This window comes from Pedobacter punctiformis, from assembly GCF_027213715.1.
Lineage (GTDB): Bacteria > Bacteroidota > Bacteroidia > Sphingobacteriales > Sphingobacteriaceae > Pedobacter > Pedobacter punctiformis.
Genome location: NZ_JAPWGM010000007.1, coordinates 80348 through 102261 on the forward strand (window position 1 = coordinate 80348; position 21914 = coordinate 102261).

A 21914-nucleotide genomic window follows, 5' to 3' on the forward strand; every position below is an offset into this window, starting at 1 on the left:
TTGTTCTTTAAGATTTAATCGTTAATTTATGTTCGTTTCAATAATGTTTAATGTTTTTTCAATATCGGCTATAACTTCGCTAACTGCGGCATTACCCAGGGCAATTTTTTGATCGATATCTGTAAGCTGCGGATCATATTTGGCATTTATGCTCTTTAAATCCTGCTCTTTGATTAGAAGTTTTGCTTTAAGATCAGTTATATTTTGTTCAATTGACTTAATTTCGTTCACTAAACTGTCTTTTTCTTCTATCAGACTGTTTTCTATATTTTGTTTTTGCTGTTGCTTTTGACTGCTTTCCTGATCAATAACTTTTTTCAGCCCTGCAGCGTAATTCCGGCCTGAAGTCAACAGTTTTTCTTTATTTAAACTCTTTTCTACATATTTCAAAGAAGTAAAAGCTGCTTTTATGGTTGTGGCGTCAATGCTTCCCATTTCAGCTGCGGCATTCCAAACTTCAAAAAAGTCAAGTCCGGGTTCGTTCATTTTTTCCAAAATGCCCAAAACTTTTACTTTCATTTGCTTAATATCAGTCACTCCAATTGCAGCAATATTTTCGTTTAGATTAACTTTTGGCTGGTTAGTTACAGGTTCAGTTGTTTTTGTACTGCCTGGTACCGAAGATTGCGGCTTATCTGGCATTATATCAGCTACTTCGTCACTATCTTCGAAAATTAACTTTTTTAGACTGTTTAAAATTCCAGAAGAATTTTTTGCTGTTTCCTCACTCATATTACTTGATTATCCGTTGCTAAAATAATAAAAAATGAATACGTTAACGGTCAAAAAATATGTTTTAATCAGATTAATTTATAAGAATCAAAAAAATGTATGGTGCAGTTGTCATAATTCTGTATCACTTTCTGCTAAATGAATTATTAAATTATCTTTACCCACTAATAATAAATAATGGTAGATTTTAATCGTTTTACACTAGCCAATGGTTTAAAGGTTTTGGTACATGAAGACCCAACGACTCCAATGGCAGTTTTAAATATTTTATATGATGTGGGTGCCCGTGATGAGGACCCCGAAAAAACTGGTTTTGCACATTTATTTGAGCATTTAATGTTTGGCGGCTCTGTTAACATTCCAAGTTACGACGAGCCTTTGCAAAGAGTAGGGGGCGAAAATAATGCCTTTACGAGTAATGATATCACCAATTATTACATTACGTTACCTGCAGAGAATATAGAAACAGCATTTTGGTTAGAAAGCGACCGGATGCTTAGTCTTGCTTTTTCGGAGAAAAGTTTAGAAACGCAAAGAAATGTGGTGAGTGAGGAATTTAAACAACGCTATTTAAACCAGCCTTATGGTGATGTTTGGCTAAAATTACGTCCGCTTGCCTATAAAAAACATGCCTATCAATGGGCTACCATCGGAAAAGAGCTTGCGCACATTGAAGAGGCAACAATGGAGGATGTTAAGGCTTTTTTTAAAAAGCACTATACACCGCAAAATGCAATTTTAGTGGTTGGCGGAAATGTAAAAACCGCAGAGGTTAAAAAACTTGCAGAGAAATGGTTTGAGCCCATTCCGGCTGGTGATAAATATGAAAGAAGTTTAGTACAGGAAGATAAGCAAACTGAAGCACGTACGGAAACCGTTAAAGCAAATGTGCCTTTAAATGCGATTTATGTTGCCTTTAAAATGCCCGGGCGTTTAAGCGAAGATTATTACGCCTTTGACTTGTTATCGGATATTTTATCACGCGGTCAATCTTCACGTTTATACAACAGTTTACTAAAAGAACAACAACTTTTTAGTGACATCAATGCTTATATTTCGAGTAGTTTAGACCCGGGATTGTTTATTGTTGAAGGGAAGTTAGTGGAAGGGGTAACCATGGAGGCTGCCGAAAAAGCAATTTGGACTGAATTGGAAAAGATTAAGGCCGAGCCGGTTTCGGATGATGAACTAACTAAAGTGAAAAATAAGGTAGAATCTGTTTTGGTTTTTTCTGAAATGAGTTTACTGGATAAGGCTATGAATTTAGCTTATTACGAATTACTTGGAGATGCCGCTTTATTGAACCAGGAAACAAAGCAATTTTTGAAAGTAACAGCAGCTGATATTAAAAGAATATCTAACGAAACTTTCAGTAAAAATTTATCATCTACTTTATATTATTTAACTGAAGAAAATGCTTAACAGACAACAGGCACCTGATTTTAAACAGGTTTCCGCTATAAATTTTATACAACCCCAAAAAGCAGCACTTGATAACGGTATTCCGGTTTTTACAATTTACTCGGGAGAGCAGGATTTAGTGCGTATTGAATTCATTTTTCATAATGTAAACTGGAACCCCGAAAAACCTTTACAAGCCATTGCTACCAGTACATTGCTTAATAACGGAACTAAAAAATTATCTGCTAAACAAATTGCAGAGCAGATTGATTTTTATGGTGCATTTTTTCAAACAGAGTATGCTCAGGATCAGTCTTCAGTAACTTTATACACCCTAAATAAACATTTGTCATCGGTTTTACCCATTGTAAAAGATATTCTCTCCAATAGTGAATTTCCGCAGCAGGAGCTGGATTTATACATTCAGAACCAAAAGCAGAAATTGATGGTAAATCTGCAAAAGAATGATATTCTTTCCAGAAAGGAATTTGCACATGCGTTATTTGGCGATACAGCCTATGGTGTGGATATTCAGCTGCAACATTATGATGCTTTAAAACGTGAAGATCTTTTAAATTATTTTAAAGCTGCTTATGTTCCAAACAACTGTACAATAGTGGTTTCGGGTAAATTTGATGAAAAAAGCTTTAACCTGCTAAATGCCGTAGTGGGTAGTGATTGGGAGGAAAGTAATTCAACCAAAAACGTTTTTAATTTTACTGCTGGCGAAAAGTTATCAATTTATAAAGAAAGGCCTGAAGCGATACAATCAGCCATTAGAATAGGTAGATTAGCTGTAAACCGTAAGCATAAGGATTTTGCCGGATTACAGATTTTAAATTGTGTTTTAGGAGGTTACTTCGGATCGCGTTTAATGGCTAACATCCGGGAAGATAAAGGATATACGTATGGTATTGGCTCTGGAATATCTTCTTTACAGGATGCCGGTTACTTTTTTATTTCTACCGAAGTTGGGGCAGATGTTTGCAGCAATGCACTTATAGAAATTTATAAAGAAATAGATTTACTCAGAAATGAATTGGTAGGTGAAGAGGAGCTGGCTTTGGTCAGAAATTATATGCTTGGCTCTATGCTTGGCAGTCTTGAAAATGTTTTTTCTCACGCTGATAAATTCAAAAACATCTATTTCTCCGGTTTAGACTACGATTATTACGATAATTACATCCAAACAGTGAAAAGCATTACAGCAGAAGAAATTAAAGCGATGGCGAATAAGTATTTAACGCCTGAAGATTTTACTGAAGTTGTAGTTGGTAAGAAATAAGTTTTTTAATAAACCCGAAGAGGTTGTATTCCAAATTATATTTAGGAATACAATCTCTTGCTATTTTAAGCAACTAGGTTCTATATTGACATAAATAAGCCGTTTGAACAGCTGTTTTTACTTTAAATGAAGCATTTGCCGATACTTCAAAAGAATTCCCTGCCGGAATGATTTGCCACTCTGTTTTTTCGGGCAACAATACGGTCAAAGTACCTTCAATCACATGCATAATTTCTTTTAGCGCAGTGCCAAATTCATATTCTCCGGGGTTAATTACCCCAATTGTTGATTTACCTTCAGGGGTTTCGTAACCCAGCGATTTTACATTTCCGTCAAAGTATTGATTTTCAGTGATCATAATAGTTTTGGTTCTCTAGTTTGTTACAATTATAGAAAACAAAGATTAAAAGTGGGTAATATTAATTTCTGGTACTAATGTATTTTGTCAAAAGAACCTAATATTTACTGCTTTTAAAAAACAAAGCAGACTTCTGTTTTTTAATTGGCGAATTTTCCGTACTTTTGTCTGGCAAATAATAAATCCTAATTTATTTGCTATGCAACTCGATTCCACAAAATTTATTGCCACAGGTTTAACATATGATGATGTACTTTTAGTACCCGCATATTCCGAAATTTTACCCCGTGAAGTAAATACAGCGTCATTTTTAACGAAAAAAATAAAACTTAATGTTCCATTGGTTTCTGCCGCAATGGATACAGTAACAGAGGCTGAACTTGCCATTGCGATTGCGCAAAATGGAGGTTTAGGGATGTTGCACAAAAACATGACGATTGACCGACAAGCTGAAGAGGTTCGTAAGGTTAAGCGCTCAGAAAGTGGTATGATTCAGGATCCTGTTACTTTGCTGGAAACTGCAGTTGTTGCTGATGCTTTCAAAATTATGAAAGAGCATAAAATTGGCGGTATTCCGGTGGTTAGCAGCGATAATAAATTAGTAGGTATCATTACCAACCGCGATTTACGTTTCCAAAAGAATATGCAAAGACCGATTGCTGAAGTGATGACTAAAGATAATTTAATCATTGCACCTGAAGGCACTACATTGGTACAGGCAGAAGAGATTCTTCAAAACTATAAAATTGAAAAACTTCCGGTGGTTAGTAAAGACGGCTATTTAAGTGGCTTAATTACTTTTAAAGACATTTCTAAAGTTAAAAATTATCCTGCCGCCTGTAAAGATGAACGTGGTCGTTTACGTGTGGGTGCAGCTGTTGGGGTTACCGCAGATACACTTTTACGAGTTGATGCTTTGGTTAAAGCAGGAGTGGATGTAATTACGATTGATACCGCACATGGTCATTCAAAAGGTGTTGTAGATAAACTAAAAGAAGTTAAAGCTAAATACCCTGATTTACAGGTTATTGTAGGTAATATTGCGACTGGTGCAGCTGCAAAATTTTTAGCAGATGCCGGTGCAGATGCGGTTAAAGTTGGTATTGGTCCGGGCTCTATCTGTACAACCAGAATCATTGCCGGTGTTGGCGTTCCTCAGTTATACGCAGTATTCGAATGCGCTAAAGCACTTAAAGGTACTGGTGTTCCGGTTATTGCCGATGGTGGTATTAAACATACTGGTGATATTGCAAAGGCTATTGCATCCGGTGCAAGTGCGGTTATGGCAGGTTCATTATTTGCAGGAGTAGAAGAATCGCCAGGCGAAACCATCATTTATGAAGGGCGTAAATTTAAATCTTACCGTGGTATGGGTTCAATTGAAGCCATGGAACAAGGATCTAAGGATCGTTACTTTCAGGACGTTGAAGATGATATTAAAAAGTTAGTGCCAGAAGGTATCGTGGGACGCGTGCCGTTTAAAGGTACTTTGGCTGAAGTAATGTACCAATATGTTGGTGGTTTACGTGCAAGTATGGGTTATTGTGGAGCAGCTAATATTGAAGCTTTACAGGAAGCACAATTTGTACAAATTACTGCTGCGGGCATGCGTGAAAGTCACCCACACGACATTACCATTACTAAAGAAGCGCCAAATTATACGCGATAAAGCTTCAGGACCTAAGCAGAAAGATAAATTTAGCTTAAGGGTCAATTAAAGTTTAAAATTATCCAAGAAAATAAAATATAGCGGAGCATCGGATACGATAGCTCCGCTTTTTTGTTTTAAATCCTGGCAGCCCTAATCTGCATCTAATATTTTTAATTTGATACTTCCAAAATTCAGGGCTACTAAGCAAATAATTAAGAGATCTGTAGCTGGAAAATATTTTTTCACAAAATAAAATTTGGCGAGTACTTTTTTTTAATATATTTGTCGACTAAATCTATGGATTTAATATAAATAATTATGAAAACTTTCCAAAACACACAAAAATGTTGTTGCAGGCAACTAAAATCAATATTAATGTTCAAACGAACGGGTAGCTAATCAATAACATAAAATCAAACACATAAAACTAATCATGAAAAAAAGTTTACTTATTATCTTTTCATTTATAATTTCTACGGGTTTTGCTTTCGCCCAAAATCCTGTAACAGGTATAGTAAAAGGGGCTAACGGAATTACCATACCAAATGCAACAATTAAAGTCAGGGGCACTAATATTTTTGTAAGTGCAGACGCTAATGGCGCCTTTAGTATTGACGCAAAACAAGAACCTCCATTTTATATTCAGGTCAGTTCTGTTGGTTACAAACCTCAGGATTTTCAGATTTTAAAACTACAGAATAGCCCTATTGAACTGGTTCTGGTAGAAAATACACTTTTGGATGAAATTGTGGTAACCTCGAGACGCCGTTCTGAGGTTTTGCAGGATGTGCCTATTCCAATTACGGTTATTGGTGGACAAGCTGCAGAAAATGCCGGTGCCTTTAATGTTAACCGTTTAAAAGAATTGGTGCCTTCCGTACAATTATATGCTTCAAATGCAAGAAACACAACACTTAACATCAGGGGTTTGGGTTCAACATTTGGCTTAACCAATGATGGTATTGATCCGGGTGTAGGTTTTTATGTAGATGGAGTTTATCATGCCCGTCCGGCGGCTACCTCTACCGATTTTCTGGATATTGAACAAATAGAGGTTATTCGCGGCCCTCAGGGCACCTTGTTTGGTAAAAATACAACTGCTGGTGCATTTAACATTACCACAACTAAACCCACTCAAACGCCAAGTGCAAAAGTAGAATTGAGCGTAGGTAATTATAACTTCATCCAGGCAAAAACATCGATTTCGGGAGGTGTGGCAAAAAATCTTGCAGCAAAATTATCAATCTCAGGTACTCAGCGTGACGGTACAATTTGGAATACCAGGGAAGAACGTAAATATAGCGGACAAAATAATATTGGTTTTAAGGGTCAATTGTATTATACGCCGTCGGATAAATTACAAGTATTGTTAAGTGGCGATGTAAGCGTTCAACACCCTGCGGGTTATCCTTTGGTTATTGCAGGCGTTACCACAACAGAAAGAAGTGCTTATCGTCAGTATGCTAAAATTGTTTCCGATCTAGGCTATCAGCAACCTAAAATTGATCCTTTTTCAAGAGAGATTAATACCAATACACCCTGGAGGCACAATCAGTCAATTGGTGGGATATCTTTAAATGTGGATTATAAGATTGGCAATGGAACCCTGACCTCTACAACCGCTTGGAGATTCTGGAACTGGGATCCTACAAATGACCGGGATTTCTCTGAATTATCTGCTCTTACCAAATCGCAGGGTAACTCCCGTCATGATCAATATTCGCAGGAAGTTAGATATGCAGGAAATATAACCGATAAATTAAGCGGAGTAGTGGGTTTATTTGCTCTTGGCCAGAATTTGCAGGGATTAGATCAAACCGAAGAGGTAGGTAAAGATCAGTGGAGGTTTGTGCAAACAGGTAATACCGGCACTCAGGCATTATATTCAACACCTGGCTTATTAGATGGCTTCGGTATCAAAACCAATTCGACTATCAAATCTTTAAGTGCCGCAGTATTTGCACAGGTTGACTGGGAGTTTTTAGAACATTTCCACGTTTTACCGGGCTTAAGGTTTACTTACGATAAAAAAGATGTCGATTATAACCGGGTAACTTATGGAGGCTTACAAACGACTGATGCCTCTTTACTTGCACTAAAATCGGCTGTTTACAGCAATCAGCAATTCAGTACCAGTACCGAAAACAACAACTTGTCTGGAAATATAACCTTGTCTTACCGGCCAAACCCTAAATTAAATGTTTATGGAACTTTTTCCACTGCTTATAAACCCGTTGGAGTTAACGTAGGCGGTTTACCAACCACATCAAGTGGCGAAGCAGACTTATCTTTAGCGGTGGTAAAACCAGAATATGTTGAACATTATGAATTAGGGGTTAAAACAAAGCCTGCCAAAGGTTTACTGTTGAATATAACTGCTTTTAATACAGATATTAAAGATTACCAAACCAATGTACAATCTCCGCAATTAGGTGTAAACAGAGGTTATCTTGCCAACGCAGAAAAAGTAAATGTAAAAGGCCTGGAAGTGGACGGAACTTATCAGTTAGAAAGATTTTTAACTTTAAATGCAGCTTTGGCTTATCTTGATGGTAAATATGTGAAATTCACCAATGCACCTTTGCCTTTAGAGGAAACAGGGCATACAGAAATTATTAACGGTACTTCTACACAAGTTGCCTTTAAAGATGCCTCAGGTGGCAGACTACCGGGAATATCTAAATGGAATATTTCAGGCGGTGCCGAATTTAGCACACCGGGTAGTTTAGCAACTAAGGCTGGCAGATATTTTATTGCTGGTGATGCCAGTTACCGTTCAGAATATTCTTCAAATCCAACACCATCCCGTGTATTAAATGTTAAGGGATATTCGCTTTTGAATGCCAGATTAGGATTTAAATCAGAAAAATTCTCTGCATTTATCTGGAGCAGAAATATTGCAAATAAAAACTATTACGAACAATTGCAGGCTGCAGCAGGTAATTCTGGCTTATATGCGGGCGTGCTTGGCGATCCAAGAACTTATGGTGCAACACTTCGTTATACTTTCTAAAACCGTTTTGATGGCAACGTATATATAAATCTTTTCTCTCTTATATTTGGTTAGAAGGAGTGGCGTAATGCTGCTCCTTTTTTGTTTTTTAGATTAAGAGGGTTCAGCGCTTTTTTCGAACCTTGTTATGCTTCATATCCCGGCATAGCAGGGAATAGACGAGTAAAAATGAAAAGGACGAACTTTAAAATTAAAGCTGTTGCTTTCCAAACCATAAAAAGTGGAATTTTAACTGCTTTTTGCAGAATTAAAATTTATAGAAAGACAATAAAATCTTAACTTCGGTCAAATTTTGACTTAATGAATAAGCTTAAATCAGTTTGTGTATATTGTGGTTCAAACTTTAATGGCGATGCAACGCTGAGAAGTGCAATCAAAAAATTAGCGCAAACGCTGGTTAAACAAAATATCCGTTTGGTTTATGGTGGTGGTAGCGTAGGGGTAATGGGTGTTTTAGCAAACGACGTTTTAGAATTAAACGGATTGGTTACCGGCGTTATTCCACAATTTTTGATGGATAAGGAAGTTGGGCATAAAGAGGTAACAGAGATGATCGTTACCGAAAATATGCATCAGCGTAAACAAAAAATGGCCGATTTGAGTGATGGATTCGTAATTTTACCGGGAGGATTCGGTACACTCGAAGAATTTTTTGAAGTGTTAACCTGGCTACAGCTTGGCCTGCACAACAAACCCATTGGTGTATTAAATGTAAATGGATTTTATGATCCTTTATTTGCGCAAATGGAAATGATGGTACAAAGCAAATTTTTAAAGCCTGCAAACAGAGACCTGGTTTTTAATGAAGCTGATGCTGAAATACTGATCGATAAGATGGATAATTTTTCCGCAACACCCGATGAAGTTTGGTTCAGAGAAAGAAATTTGATCTAACAGGAATTTTAACCTATACTTATACAATTAACAATACATAAAGCAACAAATTTTAAAACCGCTTTAACTTTATACAATGCAAATCATTTCCAACCACGCAGAATTTGAACAATACCTTGGCAAGGAATTAGGCCTTTCTTCCTGGCACACCATTACGCAGGAACAAATTAACAAATTTGCCGACGCCACATTAGATCATCAATGGATTCATGTTGATGAAGAGCGGGCTCAAAATGAAGGACCATTTAAATCAACCATTGCACACGGCTATTTAACTTTATCATTAATTCCTTTTTTATGGAAAGAAATTGTAGATATCCGCAACCTTAAAATGGAAATTAATTACGGCATAGAAAATTTAAGATTTGCACAGGCGGTAACCGTTAACAGTAAAGTTAGGTTAAGAGCTAAACTGGCTTCTATTATTAACTTACGGGGCGTAACTAAAGTAAATATGGGTATTGAGATGGAAATTGAAGACCAAAAGAAATCCGCCTTTACGGGTGAAGTTGTATTTTTATATCACTTTATTTCCTAAATAAGGATTATAAACCTGATTATATTGTTTGGCAGAAAATTAATTAACGGCTTACAATGGCTTTAATTTAGTTTTCTGCTTTTTTATGCAATTATAAATAGGGATACAGTTAAAACTTTATTGATGGTATAACGTTCATCCTGTAGCGTTTACCTATATTGCTGCGTTTTACCTAAAACCTTTGCCAATATGAAAAATAATTTAAAGCTTACTGCTCTTAGTCTTATTGTTGGTTCATTTTTATTCACGTTTTTAATGTCTGCATCATGCAAAAATATGGCTGCTCATAAAAACCTTCCCGATTCTTTTTTGCCTATGCAGGTAGGTAACTACTGGAAAATGTCGGCTACATCTTATACCGAAATACAGGATACGCTCCGGATAGATGGTAAGCTTTATTATAAATTTTATTCTTTAGTTGGTGGCGATGCAACCAGTACCAACTATTACCGGATTGATGAGCAAAACAGACTGGTAGAAGGTTACATTGATGAACCTAAAAAAGTTTATGTAAAAGCCAGTTTTAATGCAAAATTAGGAGATATCTTTTATACTTTAAATGATAAAACAGAAAATGATTATCAGGTAAAAGTGGTTAGCAAAACAGATTCTGATATGGTATTTGAATTTGATATGGTTTATCATCCTAACTTAAAAGGAAGTAAGCATACCGAAAAGTACATTAAAGGAAAAGGTTGGGCTGATGAGTGGAAAGAGGTTAAAATTAATGGCATCGTTTATAAATAGTGAAATTTAGATTTTTAAGAAAATTAATTGCTTAATCTTTCTTGTCTTTTCCAGATGGGCTTATTTTCTTTTGACACCAAAAGAAACAAAAGCGCCGGCTTGCAATTTTTCTATTAAAGTAACTGAGGTGCTTGGTTAGTGCTTACCGAAAAATTGACCATGCCGGTTTAAAAGCTTAACGTAGAATAGTGGTTTGGCTTTACATAAAGGTTAAACAAACTTTAATACCTTACTGTATAGATAGAAGGAGATTATTTTCTCCCTTTAATCATACTTTCATATTGGGTTATCCAATCTTGCAAACTAATTTTTCTTGTCAATTCTGCAATTAGCTCATAAGGAATGTCATCAGTTTTTTTAAATCTTACACACCCTTTCCCCATGTCTAATTTATACTTGCAATGTTTAGGATATTCTGTTTTAAACCATTCCAGTAAATCCGGAGAAGAATAAAGCCCCATATGGTATAAAGCAATAAAATTCTTTTGTGAAGCGACATTCATAAAAGGTAAAGGTTGCTCTGGTGTGCAATGATAGCCGTTTGGATACAGGCTGTGAGGCACAACATAACCAATCATACCATACGATGTTCTTTCTTCAAAACCTTCAGGCAGGTTTTCTAATAAAGTTTTGCGAAGTTTTGAAACCGCCTCTTTGCGGTCTTCAGGAATGCTTGCGATATATTCATCAACAGTATTTACAAATATCTGCATACTTATTCTTTTTCAAATTTCTTTTTAAATCTACTTACAATCGAGGGATTATCCAATTCCTCAAGCGTACTTAGCTCCAGTTCTAAAGCTGTAGTGCTGATCTGAATTTCAATTAAAGAAATAATAAGGGAAATCATAAAAAAGATCAAGCTCAGTGCAAAAAGAATTTCGGCCGTAAGGGGCAGCTCCAAATAAATAAAAAACATACAAAATAAACAGCTGGCAAAACTCAATACACCAAAAGCCTGCATATTTTTAATTAACCTTAGCCGATAGCGCAGGTTTTTTATCTGTTTGTGCAGTCCTGCATTTTTATCCCCATCTTCATATTTGGTTTTTAAATTTCTTACCAGCGTAGCCAGTGCCAAAAAGCGATTGGTGTAAGCCAGCATAATTAAGCTAATGGCCGGAAATAATAATGCCGGGATGTTTACGGTTAATTCCATATTTAATATTTACCAAAAATATTGTTTTAAACGGGATTATAGCGATAAAGAAAGTACATTTTTATCATGATAAAATGGGTATCAGGTAGTAAGTAGACCGGAAACCAAAATGGTTAATACACTTTTTATAAAATTAAATTTAAATTGCCTCCATGAATATCGAATTCAATAAAAATGAAGATGTAAATAAGCAATTGGTTTATGAACTTAAAACCAGGCTTAAGAAAATATATTTAGGCGGAGGCGAAAAAAATGCAGCCAAACAAAAAGAAAAGGGTAAACTGCTTGCCCGAGAACGTATTGATTACCTGATTGATAAAGGATCGAATTTTTTAGAAGTTGGTGCATTTACAGCTGATGGTATGTATGCAGCGCAAGGTGGTTGTCCATCAGCTGGGGTAGTATGCGGTATTGGCTATGTAAGCGGAAGGCAATGTATGATTGTAGCCAATGACGCTACCGTAAAAGCTGGAGCATGGTTCCCGATGACGGCTAAGAAAAACCTTCGTGCGCAGGAAATTGCAATGGAAAACCGTTTGCCGGTCATTTACCTGGTTGATAGTGCAGGGGTATATTTACCTATGCAGGATGAAATTTTTCCGGATAAAGAACATTTTGGCCGCATGTTTAGAAATAATGCGATCATGTCTTCCGAAGGTATTGTTCAAATCTCAGCCATTATGGGCGCCTGTGTTGCAGGCGGAGCGTATTTACCCATTATGAGTGATGAGGCAATGATTGTAGAAGGAACAGGCTCTGTTTTTCTGGCTGGATCTTACCTGGTCAAATCAGCAATTGGTGAAGATGTAGATAATGAAACTTTGGGCGGAGCCACAACCCATTGCGAAATTTCGGGAGTTACTGATTACAAGCAGCCTAATGATCAGGCTTGTCTGGACAGCATCCGTAACATCATGAGTATGCTGGGGAAACCTGAGGATGCAGGTTTTGATCGCATTAAACCTGAGCTACCGAAAGAAAAAGAGGAAGAATTGTATGGTTTATTTCCAGAGAACAGAGAGAAGCCATACGATATGATGGATATTATTAACAGGATTGTAGATCAGTCTGAGTTTGAAGAATATAAAAAAGGATATGGTCAAAGCATTATTTGTGGTTTAGGCCGCATTGATGGTTGGGCCGTTGGCATTGTGGCCAATCAGCGTAAAGTTGTGAAGTCTAAAAAAGGTGAAATGCAATTTGGAGGTGTAATTTATTCAGATAGTGCTGATAAAGCAGCCCGTTTTATTATGAATTGCAATCAAAAGAAAATTCCTTTGGTGTTTTTACAGGATGTAACTGGTTTTATGGTTGGAAGCAGATCAGAGCAGGGAGGCATTATTAAAGATGGTGCTAAAATGGTAAATGCCGTAGCCAATTCAGTAGTGCCGAAGTTTACCATTGTAATCGGAAATTCTTATGGCGCTGGTAATTATGCCATGTGTGGTAAAGCCTACGATCCTCGTTTAATTTATGCCTGGCCAACTGCAAAAATCGCCGTTATGGGTGGCGCTCAAGCCGCAAAAACACTTTTACAAATCCAGGAAGCCTCATTAAAAGCAAAGGGCGAAGTAATTACACCTGAGAAAAAAGATGAATTGCTTAAAGAAATTACAGACCGTTACGATAGTCAAACCACACCTTATTACGCAGCATCAAGGCTTTGGGTTGATGGTATAATTGATCCTTTGGAAACCCGTAAAGTTATTTCGATGGGTATAGAAGCGGCAAATCAATCGCCGATTAAAAAGCAATTTAGTGTAGGCGTTATTCAAACCTGATCTTTTTAATTAGATAATTTAATCGCAATGTTCGGATTATTCAGTAAAAAAAATAAAGGCGTAAAAGTAGCCGATAAAATTTGGATATCGGATGAAGCTAAATTTCGGGCTTGCCTGGAGTTTAAAAAATCTGATCCCAACGTATTGTTTATAGCCTGGTTTGAAGAAACTAAAAACAAACTTCAGGCTTATTTTCGTGCAAACCATTTGGAAGAGCGAGTTTACCTGGCCGGTTATGTGAATTTTTCACAAGCGGACAGACCACTTATTTTTGTAGAACACCACCCTTTGGGAAGCGAAGAACAAAGAAAAGCAACTGAATTAGGGAAAGATGAAATCGTTGTTCTGTCTTCATTATCAGAACCTTTTTTTCAATCGTTTGGTGGCGAACGCATTGTTGAAATGATGAGGAAAATGGGAATGGGAGCGGATGAAATGATTGAAAATAATATGATCAGCAATTCGATTAAAAATGCGCAGGAAAAAATAGCTAAAAAAGCTGTAATTACCGGGGCAGCAAGATCTCAGTCCGATTGGTTATTAAATGCAGGCGTAAACCAACAACTCGATTAAGTAACAATTTTCAATAAAGTTTTATAAAAATTAAGTGTTTTCCTGTTAAGTACCGGTAAATGCTTAATTTCATTTTATGAAAAACTTTAACATCCTTATTCTGCTTCTGCTGCTTAAAATTGGTGCTTACGCACAATCTACTAATGATATTCATCAAAAGGCAATCGTTATTGATACCCACGGAGATGTTTTTTATGCTCAACTTAAAACTGGTTTTGATATTGGTAAATTACAAGCCAAAGGAAATTTTGATTTGGTCAGGGCTAAACAGGGTGGACTGGATGTTCAGTTTTTCTCGATTTGGTGTGATGAAACCGGTGGGTTTGCCTTTGCCAACAGGGAAATTGACACCTTGTATAATTTAATTAAACGTTATCCAAACCGCATTCAACTGGTTAGGACGGGAGAAGAATTAGAGCAAGCGGTTAAAAACCAAAAACTTGCAGCAATGATTGGTGTAGAAGGTGGCCACATGATTGATAATCGCCTGGATAATATTGATAGTTTGGCTAAACGTGGAATGGCTTATCTAACGTTAACCTGGAATAATAGTACCCCTTGGGCAAGTTCTGCCGCCGAAGAGACGTCAGGAAAAGTAAAGCCTGAAAACGCAGGTTTGAATGATTTTGGTCGCGAAGTGGTAAAACGGCTGAATAAATTGGGTGTTTTGGTCGATTTATCTCATGTTGGAGAAAAAACTTTTTATGATGCCATCAAAACCTCGTCGAAACCAATTATTGTTTCACACAGTTGTGCTTATGCCTTAAATCCGGTTCCCAGAAATTTAAAAGATGATCAGATTAAAGCAGTAGCTAAAAATAAAGGTGTAATCTGCCTTAATTTTTACAGTGGTTTTCTGGATTCTACTTATAACACTAAACAAAACGCTTTTTTTAAAAAATATGAAAACGACTTAAAATTGCTTGCCGGTAAATATGGCAAGGCTGCTGCAGTTGATTCTTTAATTGCCAGCCATCAATTTGAATTGGAGACACTTCGTCCACCTGTTTCTTTATTAATTGAACACATTAATTATATCGTAAAACTGGCTGGAATAGATTACGTAGGGTTGGGCGCTGATTTTGATGGGGCAGAATCTTTTCCTATGGGCTTAAACAGCGTCGCCGATTACCCTAAAATTACCGAAGAACTGGTTAAAAATGGATACAGCGAAAAGGACATCGATAAAATTCTTGGTGGAAACGTAATCAGGGTAATTAAGGCCAGTAAAGGAAAATAAGCTGCTGCAGATTTACACAATGTTAATAAGTAAACTATGTTGACAATGCGGCCTTGTCCATAATTGTTTAAAGAATTATCTTTGTATTCAGGTAATACATTTCAATACACAAATATAATGTCACAAGAAAACGAACACGTTCAGTGTTTAATTATAGGTTCGGGTCCTGCAGGTTATACTGCTGCAATTTATGCAGCGAGGGCAGATTTAAAACCAATTATGTACACGGGTATGCAAGCCGGTGGTCAGTTAACGCAAACTACAGATGTAGAAAATTTTCCGGGTTATCCGCAAGGAATTATGGGACCTGAAATGATGGAAGATTTTAGAAAACAGGCAGAACGTTTTGGTACGGATATCCGTTTTGGTTATGTGAGTTCAGTAGATTTTTCATCAACACCTCACAAGGTTGTCGTCGACGAAATTAAAACCATTACTGCAGATACGGTTATTATTGCAACAGGTGCTACGGCTAAATGGTTAGGATTACCTAGCGAGCAACAATATAATGGTTTTGGTGTTTCGGCCTGTGCAGTTTGTGATGGTTTTTTCTTTAAAGGACAAGATGTTGCTATTGTTGGAGCCGGAGATACGGCTGCAGAAGAAGCTACTTATTTAGCTAAACTTTGCAGTAAAGTTCATTTATTGGTTCGCAGAGATGAATTTAGAGCCTCTAAAGCAATGGTTAGCCGTGTTTTGGCTACGCCAAACATAGAAGTACACTACAATACCGAAACACAGGAAATTTTAGGTAACGGTAAAAATGTTACGGCTGTTAAAGTATTGAACAATAAAACAGGTGTAGAAACTGACATTCCTGTTGAAGGTTTCTTTGTTGCAATTGGACACAAACCAAATACTGATATTTTTAAAGGACAACTAGATATGGATGAAACCGGGTATCTTTTAACTAAACCGGGATCAACTTTAACCAATATAGAAGGTGTTTTTGCCTGTGGTGATGTACAGGATATGTACTATAGACAAGCGGTAACAGCTGCAGGCTCAGGCTGTATGGCCGCCCTTGATGCTGAACGCTTCCTGGCTGCAAAAGAGCATCCGGTAGAAGCTTAGTTCTGATTTAATAAAATTTAAAAGGCTTTCTGAGTAATTTCAGGAAGCCTTTTTTATAGGTGCGAATATTACCCGAAGCGTTAAAACCATTTAAGGCAATTAAAAGTTACTTTGTAATATGAAAAAGATTCAACTCATCTGGAAAGGGCAGGACTCTATCGAAAATTTCCTGTTTAATGCTACTGAAAATGGATATACGGCCATTGGATTTGTTAACGGAATGGATGATCATCAACCTTTTTGCATCCGGTATAAAATCAACATCAGCAAAGACTGGAAGGTTAAGGATATAGAGATTCAGTCTTTAACAGACGAGAAAAAGCGGGTGTTCCTGTCAACCGATTTAAACGGAAACTGGTACAATGAAAACAATAAACATTGTCCCGAATTTAATGGTTGTAATGATATAGATATTTCTTTAACCCCGTTTACCAATACTTTGCCCATAAATAGACTGGGAGAAAAGCTTAAAAACCGAACCCGTATTGAAGTCGTTTATTTTAAACTGCCAGAATTTGAAATCAGAAAAGTGATCCAGTATTACAGTTTGTTAAAACCTGGATTGTTTAAATATGAAGGTGTATTAAAAGATTTTACTGCTGATTTACCAGTAGATGATGATGGCTTTGTAATTCATTACCCGGATCTTTTTGAAAGGATTTACACGGAAAAAGCGAATGATTAAACAATATGAGCAAAAGAGCTTTACGCAAACGTTTGCGTAGATGTGTAACGAAAATGTGGTAATTAAGCTGTTTGCTTTATCTTTATCTTAGATACAATTTAAACCCTAAAACAACACAAAAATCTAACCATGAACAAATTTTTTTCAGTTCTGTTCTGTGCCTTACTCAGCACGTCCGTTTTTGCGCAAAACGATCCCAATTTCGGTATTATTCCAGCCCCGGTTTCCATTACTAAAAACACCGGCAGTTTTACATTAGATAAAACAGTTGTATTGATTAACGAAGGCCCCGATGGAGCTAAAATGGCTGATTTATTAAATGCTTTTATTGTAACCAAAGCCGGTTATTCATTGAGAGATGCTAAAACAGCACAGCCTAAGCAAAAATCAATTTTATTAACTTCAGCAGGAGCTGATAAATTACCCGCCGAAGGTTATACCATTAAAGTTACACTTAACCAGATTATTTTAACCGGTAAGGGTGCAGGGTTGTTTTATGCAGTGCAGTCTGCTATGCAGATGATGCCTGATAAAGTAGCCGAAAAAATAACCATTCCTGCGGTAGATATTAATGATTATCCCCGTTTTAAATATCGTGGAACAATGCTGGATGTAGCCAGAAACTTTTTTCCGGTATCATTCATTAAAAAATATATCGATCAGTTAGCTTACTATAAAATCAATACTTTTCACTGGCACTTAACTGATGATCAGGGCTGGAGAATTGAAATTAAGAAATATCCTAAATTAACTTCAGTTGGTTCATCCAGAAATGGAACGATTATCGGGCACCATCCAGGTATTGGTAACGACCTGAAAACAGAAAGAGGTTTTTATACTCAGGATGAAGCCAAAGAAGTTGTTAAATACGCTGCGGACAAATACATTACTGTTATTCCTGAAATTGAATTGCCAGGTCATGCCTCTGCAGCAATTGCCGCCTATCCTGATTTAAGCTGTTTTCCTGATCGCGATACTTATGTTGCGAAGAATACGCCGTGGTCTGGTAGCAGAAATGGTAAACAAGTACAACAAACGTGGGGCGTTTTTGATGACGTTTTTGTACCGAATCAAAATACCTTTACCTTTTTAGAAAATGTTTTGAATGAGGTAATCGCTATTTTTCCTTCAAAATATATCCACATCGGTGGTGATGAATGTCCTAAAACTTACTGGAAAGAATCTTCATTCTGCCAGGCTTTAATGAAAGAAAAAGGATTAAAAGACGAGCACGAACTTCAAAGCTATTTCATCAGCACAATTGAAAAATACATCAATGGAAAAGGCCGTTCGATTATTGGGTGGGACGAAATTTTAGAAGGTGGTTTGGCTCCAAATGCTACAGTAATGAGCTGGAGAGGTGAAGAAGGTGGTATTGCCGCGGCTCAGCAAAATCACGATGTAATTATGACACCGGGTTCAATGGGTTTATACATTGATCATAAACAATCAAACTCACCTGATGAGCCTGTAACTATTGGTGGTTTAGCCCCTTATACAAAAATTTATGCTTACGATCCGGTTCCTAAGGTTTTAACCCCTGAGCAAGCAAAATTCGTAACAGGCGTGCAGGCAAATTTATGGTCTGAATACATCAGAACCACAGCTAAAGTTGAAAACCATGCTTTCCCTAGATTATTGGCTTTGGCTGAAATTGCATGGACACCAGTTGCCCGTAAAGATTTAAAAAATTTCCAGGAAGATCGTTTGCCTGTTCATTTGTCTCGTTTAGATAAAATGAATGTTAATTTCTGGGTTCCAACACCAATCGGACAAAGTGATAAAACTTTAACCGGTGGCGATTTTACGGTTGATTTAAAGGTGCCTGTTCAAGGCGGTAAAATTTATTATTCAATTGATGAATCAAGACCGTCAGAGAATGCGCTCCTTTACAATGCACCAATTAAATTAACCGTTCCGCAAGGCGAAAAAAGAGTGTTAAAAACGATTGTTATTGTACCAAGCGGAAGAAGAAGTGTAGTAACAGAAACAGTACTTAATAACGGTGCTCCTGAAGTAAAAACAGAAGCTAAGAAATAAAAATATCTTGCTTTAAAAAGCTAAAATTCGTATTTTAGTGTAAACAATTGCCCTAAAAGAATGAATTATAAAAAATATACTTTACAGCATCTTTTGCTTATGGCGGGGGTGCTGTTTTGTTTTGCATGCACGCAGGAAAACGAAACCGTAAAAGAAGTTAAACAAGAAATTACTAAAGCGGTTAAAAATCCATTTCCATTTTATAAAGATATTGAGGTAAAGCCGGGGCTGAACTTTGAACTTGTTTCGTGGGGGAAAGGAGCAGACTCGCTTGGTGGTTATCAGATTTTAATGTCGGATTCTGTAAAAAATAATTATAAATCGCTTGCTGTAGAAAGAAAAGGTATACTCACGGATTTCTGGAACATGGACTTAGATAATGATGGAAACCCCGAATTTTATGTTCAACTGTTAAGCAAAAAAACAGTTTCCGATCTTAATGTTTATGAATACGCCGGTGGAGATTTTAACAAAATAAGTTTTCCATCTTTAACTTCAAACCAAAAGAAAGGCTATGAGGGGAATGACAAATTTTTCATCAAAAATGGCGATTTATTCCGGTCTTTCCCGGTAATTGATGGAGCAGACAGTACAAAGAAGATTACGAAAACCTATCAATATAAATTAAGCGGAAATAGTTTTTCTACAACTGAAATAAAGGAATAAGTTAATTAAGTTCCTAAATTCTTATGTTTGTCAGATGAAAAATAAGCCTTTTTCTATCAGGGAAAGAATCAAAAGCTTTAGTTATGCTTTTAATGGTTTAAGGCTGTTTTTTATTTCAGAACATAACGGTCGTATTCATTTGGTTGCTGCGGTAGTTGCTATAGCACTATCTTTTTACCTGCATCTTTCTACATTTGAATGGATTGCCATTTTATCAGTAATTGCTGCGGTATTAATTGCCGAAATTCTGAATACCTCCGTTGAGAAACTGGCAGATCTGGTTTCAACAGATATTCATCCTAAAATTAAAATCGTTAAGGATTTAGCAGCAGCAGCTGTTCTAATAGCGGTAATTTTAGCTTTAGCGGTGGGTTGTTTTATTTTTATTCCGAAGCTTTTTTAAACGTATTACTGATTTGCCGTTGCTTCCTCCATTTTCTCCTGAATAATATCATCCCATCTGGCCTGCATTTTATGATTACTGCCATGCTCGGTTTCTTCATCATAATTTTTTTGCATGGTGTCATAAAAATCACTGATGCTGTTAGCCATTTCAGCGATTTCGGCTTTATAATTTTGGACAGAATAAGTTCTGTTTTTTAAAACACGATCAGCCTCCATTAATAAAATAAACTGGATATTGACATGGCCCTGTTCATGGTGAAGCAAACTGGCTCTGATGCTTTCATTTTGAATTTTGTCCCACCTTACCCACGATCTGCCTTTATCAATATTAACTTCATTTTTAAGTTTAATAACAACTTTATTGCGGTAAACAGTAGATTCGTAGCTGTAGTGCCAGGTCATCGCAGTAAGGGCATAAAACGGAGAGCCAGGTGTTGGTTTGCCCTTATAATAAGTTTCCCAGTTGAGTTGAACAGGTTGGGTAAAACTCTGGCAAAGTGCAATGATTGGAAAAGCGAAAATAAAAAATGCAATAAGTAGTTTTTTCATTGATTTTGTACAATGAAAAAACCATGCCGAAATTTATTCAGGTGTAGAAATTTGTCCGCTGATGCGTTCAAACTTTTCGATCAGTAATGAAATCCTTTCCTTTTCTCTTTTAATTACAGCCTTTCTTAAAATAGTTGAGCAAAACAAAATCCAGCCAAAAGTTAAAAGAATAGCCATTGCCTTTTGTAAAGTGCTTAAATAATTAAGAATTTCTATAAAATAAAATATAATACCTAGGGATAAAGCAATGGTATAGAACCAATAAAGGGAGTTGTAAAGCTTGTATCTGTTTAATTGATAGGTTTTTAGATTGTTTAAATATTCCTGTGGATGTGCCGTAAAATCAGTTTTAGCAATTAAACGGTAATCGCGGTAAAGGATCATGGTGTAAATGCCAACAATTGAAATGATAATGGTGATGCCGACATGTGTGGTCCAGGATTCGAAATGCATAAAAATCCATAAAGAAGCCATTGCAATAAATGATGCAAGCATTCCTATGATGTTTAAAGCAGATTTTAACTTTAAACCATTTACCTCTTTTTTAGCTTGTTGCAGCATTTCATCAGCAGAAACTTTAACTTCTACCTCGTGCTTCTGCCACAACTCCTGTATTTGATCAAACGCTTGCATACTGGCTATATAGTTCTGTTAATTTTTGTTTAATACGATGGATTTTAACCCTTAAATTGCCTTCGCTGATTCCCGAAATGTCTGCAATTTCATGGTATGGTAACTCATCAAGTACCATGGTAATAATTAAACGATCGTTTTCTTCCAGTTTAGAAATGCACTTGTAAAGTAATGCAACCTGCTCATTTTTCTCTGAAAATTCTTCTACTTTATTCTCTATTATATTATCAGTTAATTCATCCTTCGCCTGTCTTTTTTCCGAGCGGAGGTAGGTTAAACAGGTGTTTACTGCAATACGGTAAATCCAGGTAGAGATTAAAGATTTGTTTCTGAACTTATCCAGATTTTGCCAAACTTTTAAAAATGTTTCTTGAAGGAGATCGTTTGCAGCATCTGTATCGCCTGTGTAACCATAACATAAATGGAAAATCTTTTTGGAATTCGAATCGAAGATTTGCTTAAATAACTTGTCTTTTTGTTCCATTTAAGG

At 36.5% G+C, this 21914-nt stretch carries 22 protein-coding genes; 15 read left to right on the forward strand and 7 right to left on the reverse strand.

Annotation, left to right across the window (positions count from 1 at the left end; genetic code table 11):
- Nucleotides 1-21: 21 nt before the first annotated feature.
- Nucleotides 22-732: a hypothetical protein gene (locus O0955_RS17385; protein WP_269428835.1), complete on the reverse strand. Its 711-nt coding sequence runs from the start codon at nt 730-732 to the stop codon at nt 22-24.
- Between the two features lie 177 nt (nt 733-909).
- Between O0955_RS17385 and O0955_RS17390 the strand changes: the two genes are divergently transcribed.
- Both O0955_RS17390 and O0955_RS17395 read left to right on the forward strand, forming a co-directional pair.
- A complete protein-coding gene (locus O0955_RS17390) occupies nt 910-2154 on the forward strand; it encodes a M16 family metallopeptidase (protein WP_269428836.1) in 1245 nt (414 codons plus the stop codon).
- Nucleotides 2147-3418: a M16 family metallopeptidase gene (locus tag O0955_RS17395; protein WP_269428837.1), complete on the forward strand. Its 1272-nt coding sequence runs from the start codon at nt 2147-2149 to the stop codon at nt 3416-3418. Before O0955_RS17390 ends, O0955_RS17395 begins: the two co-directional genes overlap by 8 nt.
- A gap of 73 nt (nt 3419-3491) precedes the next feature.
- Here the strand turns inward: O0955_RS17395 and ppnP are convergent, their stop codons facing one another.
- Nucleotides 3492-3776 (reverse strand): pyrimidine/purine nucleoside phosphorylase, encoded by a 285-nt coding sequence (gene ppnP, locus O0955_RS17400; RefSeq protein ID WP_269428838.1) that lies wholly within the window; start codon nt 3774-3776, stop codon nt 3492-3494.
- Between the two features lie 199 nt (nt 3777-3975).
- Between ppnP and guaB the strand changes: the two genes are divergently transcribed.
- The 5 genes from guaB to O0955_RS17425 all read left to right on the forward strand — a co-directional run bounded on the left by guaB (nt 3976) and on the right by O0955_RS17425 (nt 10619).
- A complete protein-coding gene (gene guaB / locus O0955_RS17405) occupies nt 3976-5445 on the forward strand; it encodes an IMP dehydrogenase (protein WP_269428839.1) in 1470 nt (489 codons plus the stop codon).
- A 415-nt stretch (nt 5446-5860) separates the two neighbouring features.
- Nucleotides 5861-8440, forward strand: a complete 2580-nt coding sequence (locus tag O0955_RS17410; RefSeq protein WP_269428840.1) for a TonB-dependent receptor — start codon at nt 5861-5863, stop codon at nt 8438-8440.
- A gap of 300 nt (nt 8441-8740) precedes the next feature.
- Nucleotides 8741-9334 (forward strand): LOG family protein, encoded by a 594-nt coding sequence (locus O0955_RS17415; protein WP_269428841.1) that lies wholly within the window; start codon nt 8741-8743, stop codon nt 9332-9334.
- Between the two features lie 76 nt (nt 9335-9410).
- Nucleotides 9411-9872 (forward strand): MaoC family dehydratase, encoded by a 462-nt coding sequence (locus O0955_RS17420; RefSeq protein ID WP_269428842.1) that lies wholly within the window; start codon nt 9411-9413, stop codon nt 9870-9872.
- A 189-nt stretch (nt 9873-10061) separates the two neighbouring features.
- Nucleotides 10062-10619 carry a hypothetical protein gene (locus O0955_RS17425; RefSeq protein WP_269428843.1) on the forward strand — a complete coding sequence of 186 codons (558 nt, stop codon included), beginning with the start codon at nt 10062-10064 and terminating at the stop codon, nt 10617-10619.
- A 251-nt stretch (nt 10620-10870) separates the two neighbouring features.
- Here the strand turns inward: O0955_RS17425 and O0955_RS17430 are convergent, their stop codons facing one another.
- On the reverse strand, nt 10871-11332 hold the full coding sequence (locus O0955_RS17430) for an iron chaperone (protein WP_269428844.1): 462 nt from the start codon (nt 11330-11332) through the stop codon (nt 10871-10873).
- A gap of 2 nt (nt 11333-11334) precedes the next feature.
- Entirely contained in the window at nt 11335-11778 is a 444-nt protein-coding gene (locus tag O0955_RS17435) for a DUF2721 domain-containing protein (RefSeq protein ID WP_269428845.1), read from the reverse strand.
- 152 nt (nt 11779-11930) lie between these two features.
- Between O0955_RS17435 and O0955_RS17440 the strand changes: the two genes are divergently transcribed.
- The 8 genes from O0955_RS17440 (at nt 11931) to O0955_RS17475 (ending at nt 20240) form a co-directional block, all read left to right on the forward strand.
- On the forward strand, nt 11931-13559 hold the full coding sequence (locus O0955_RS17440) for an acyl-CoA carboxylase subunit beta (RefSeq protein ID WP_269428846.1): 1629 nt from the start codon (nt 11931-11933) through the stop codon (nt 13557-13559).
- A gap of 27 nt (nt 13560-13586) precedes the next feature.
- Nucleotides 13587-14132 (forward strand): hypothetical protein, encoded by a 546-nt coding sequence (locus O0955_RS17445; protein ID WP_269428847.1) that lies wholly within the window; start codon nt 13587-13589, stop codon nt 14130-14132.
- Nucleotides 14133-14208: 76 nt separating this feature from the next.
- Nucleotides 14209-15372: a dipeptidase gene (locus O0955_RS17450; protein WP_269428848.1), complete on the forward strand. Its 1164-nt coding sequence runs from the start codon at nt 14209-14211 to the stop codon at nt 15370-15372.
- Between the two features lie 117 nt (nt 15373-15489).
- Nucleotides 15490-16446 (forward strand): thioredoxin-disulfide reductase, encoded by a 957-nt coding sequence (trxB, locus tag O0955_RS17455; protein WP_131537387.1) that lies wholly within the window; start codon nt 15490-15492, stop codon nt 16444-16446.
- Nucleotides 16447-16564: 118 nt separating this feature from the next.
- The gene (locus O0955_RS17460) at nt 16565-17131 is read left to right on the forward strand and encodes a putative glycolipid-binding domain-containing protein (RefSeq protein ID WP_269428849.1); all 567 of its coding nucleotides are present in this window, start codon (nt 16565-16567) and stop codon (nt 17129-17131) included.
- A 129-nt stretch (nt 17132-17260) separates the two neighbouring features.
- Entirely contained in the window at nt 17261-19171 is a 1911-nt protein-coding gene (locus tag O0955_RS17465) for a beta-N-acetylhexosaminidase (protein ID WP_269428850.1), read from the forward strand.
- Nucleotides 19172-19231: 60 nt separating this feature from the next.
- Nucleotides 19232-19837, forward strand: a complete 606-nt coding sequence (locus O0955_RS17470; RefSeq protein WP_269428851.1) for a hypothetical protein — start codon at nt 19232-19234, stop codon at nt 19835-19837.
- 34 nt (nt 19838-19871) lie between these two features.
- Entirely contained in the window at nt 19872-20240 is a 369-nt protein-coding gene (locus tag O0955_RS17475) for a diacylglycerol kinase family protein (RefSeq protein WP_269428852.1), read from the forward strand.
- Nucleotides 20241-20245: 5 nt separating this feature from the next.
- Here the strand turns inward: O0955_RS17475 and O0955_RS17480 are convergent, their stop codons facing one another.
- Genes O0955_RS17480 through O0955_RS17490 form a run of 3 tightly spaced genes read right to left on the reverse strand, consistent with a single transcriptional unit; the run spans nt 20246 to nt 21908 of the window.
- Nucleotides 20246-20791: a DUF922 domain-containing protein gene (locus O0955_RS17480; protein ID WP_269428853.1), complete on the reverse strand. Its 546-nt coding sequence runs from the start codon at nt 20789-20791 to the stop codon at nt 20246-20248.
- A gap of 33 nt (nt 20792-20824) precedes the next feature.
- Complete coding sequence (locus O0955_RS17485) at nt 20825-21424, reverse strand: hypothetical protein (RefSeq protein WP_269428854.1); 600 nt, start codon at nt 21422-21424, stop codon at nt 20825-20827.
- Nucleotides 21411-21908 (reverse strand): RNA polymerase sigma factor, encoded by a 498-nt coding sequence (locus O0955_RS17490; RefSeq protein ID WP_039476083.1) that lies wholly within the window; start codon nt 21906-21908, stop codon nt 21411-21413. Before O0955_RS17490 ends, O0955_RS17485 begins: the two co-directional genes overlap by 14 nt.
- Nucleotides 21909-21914: the final 6 nt, after the last annotated feature.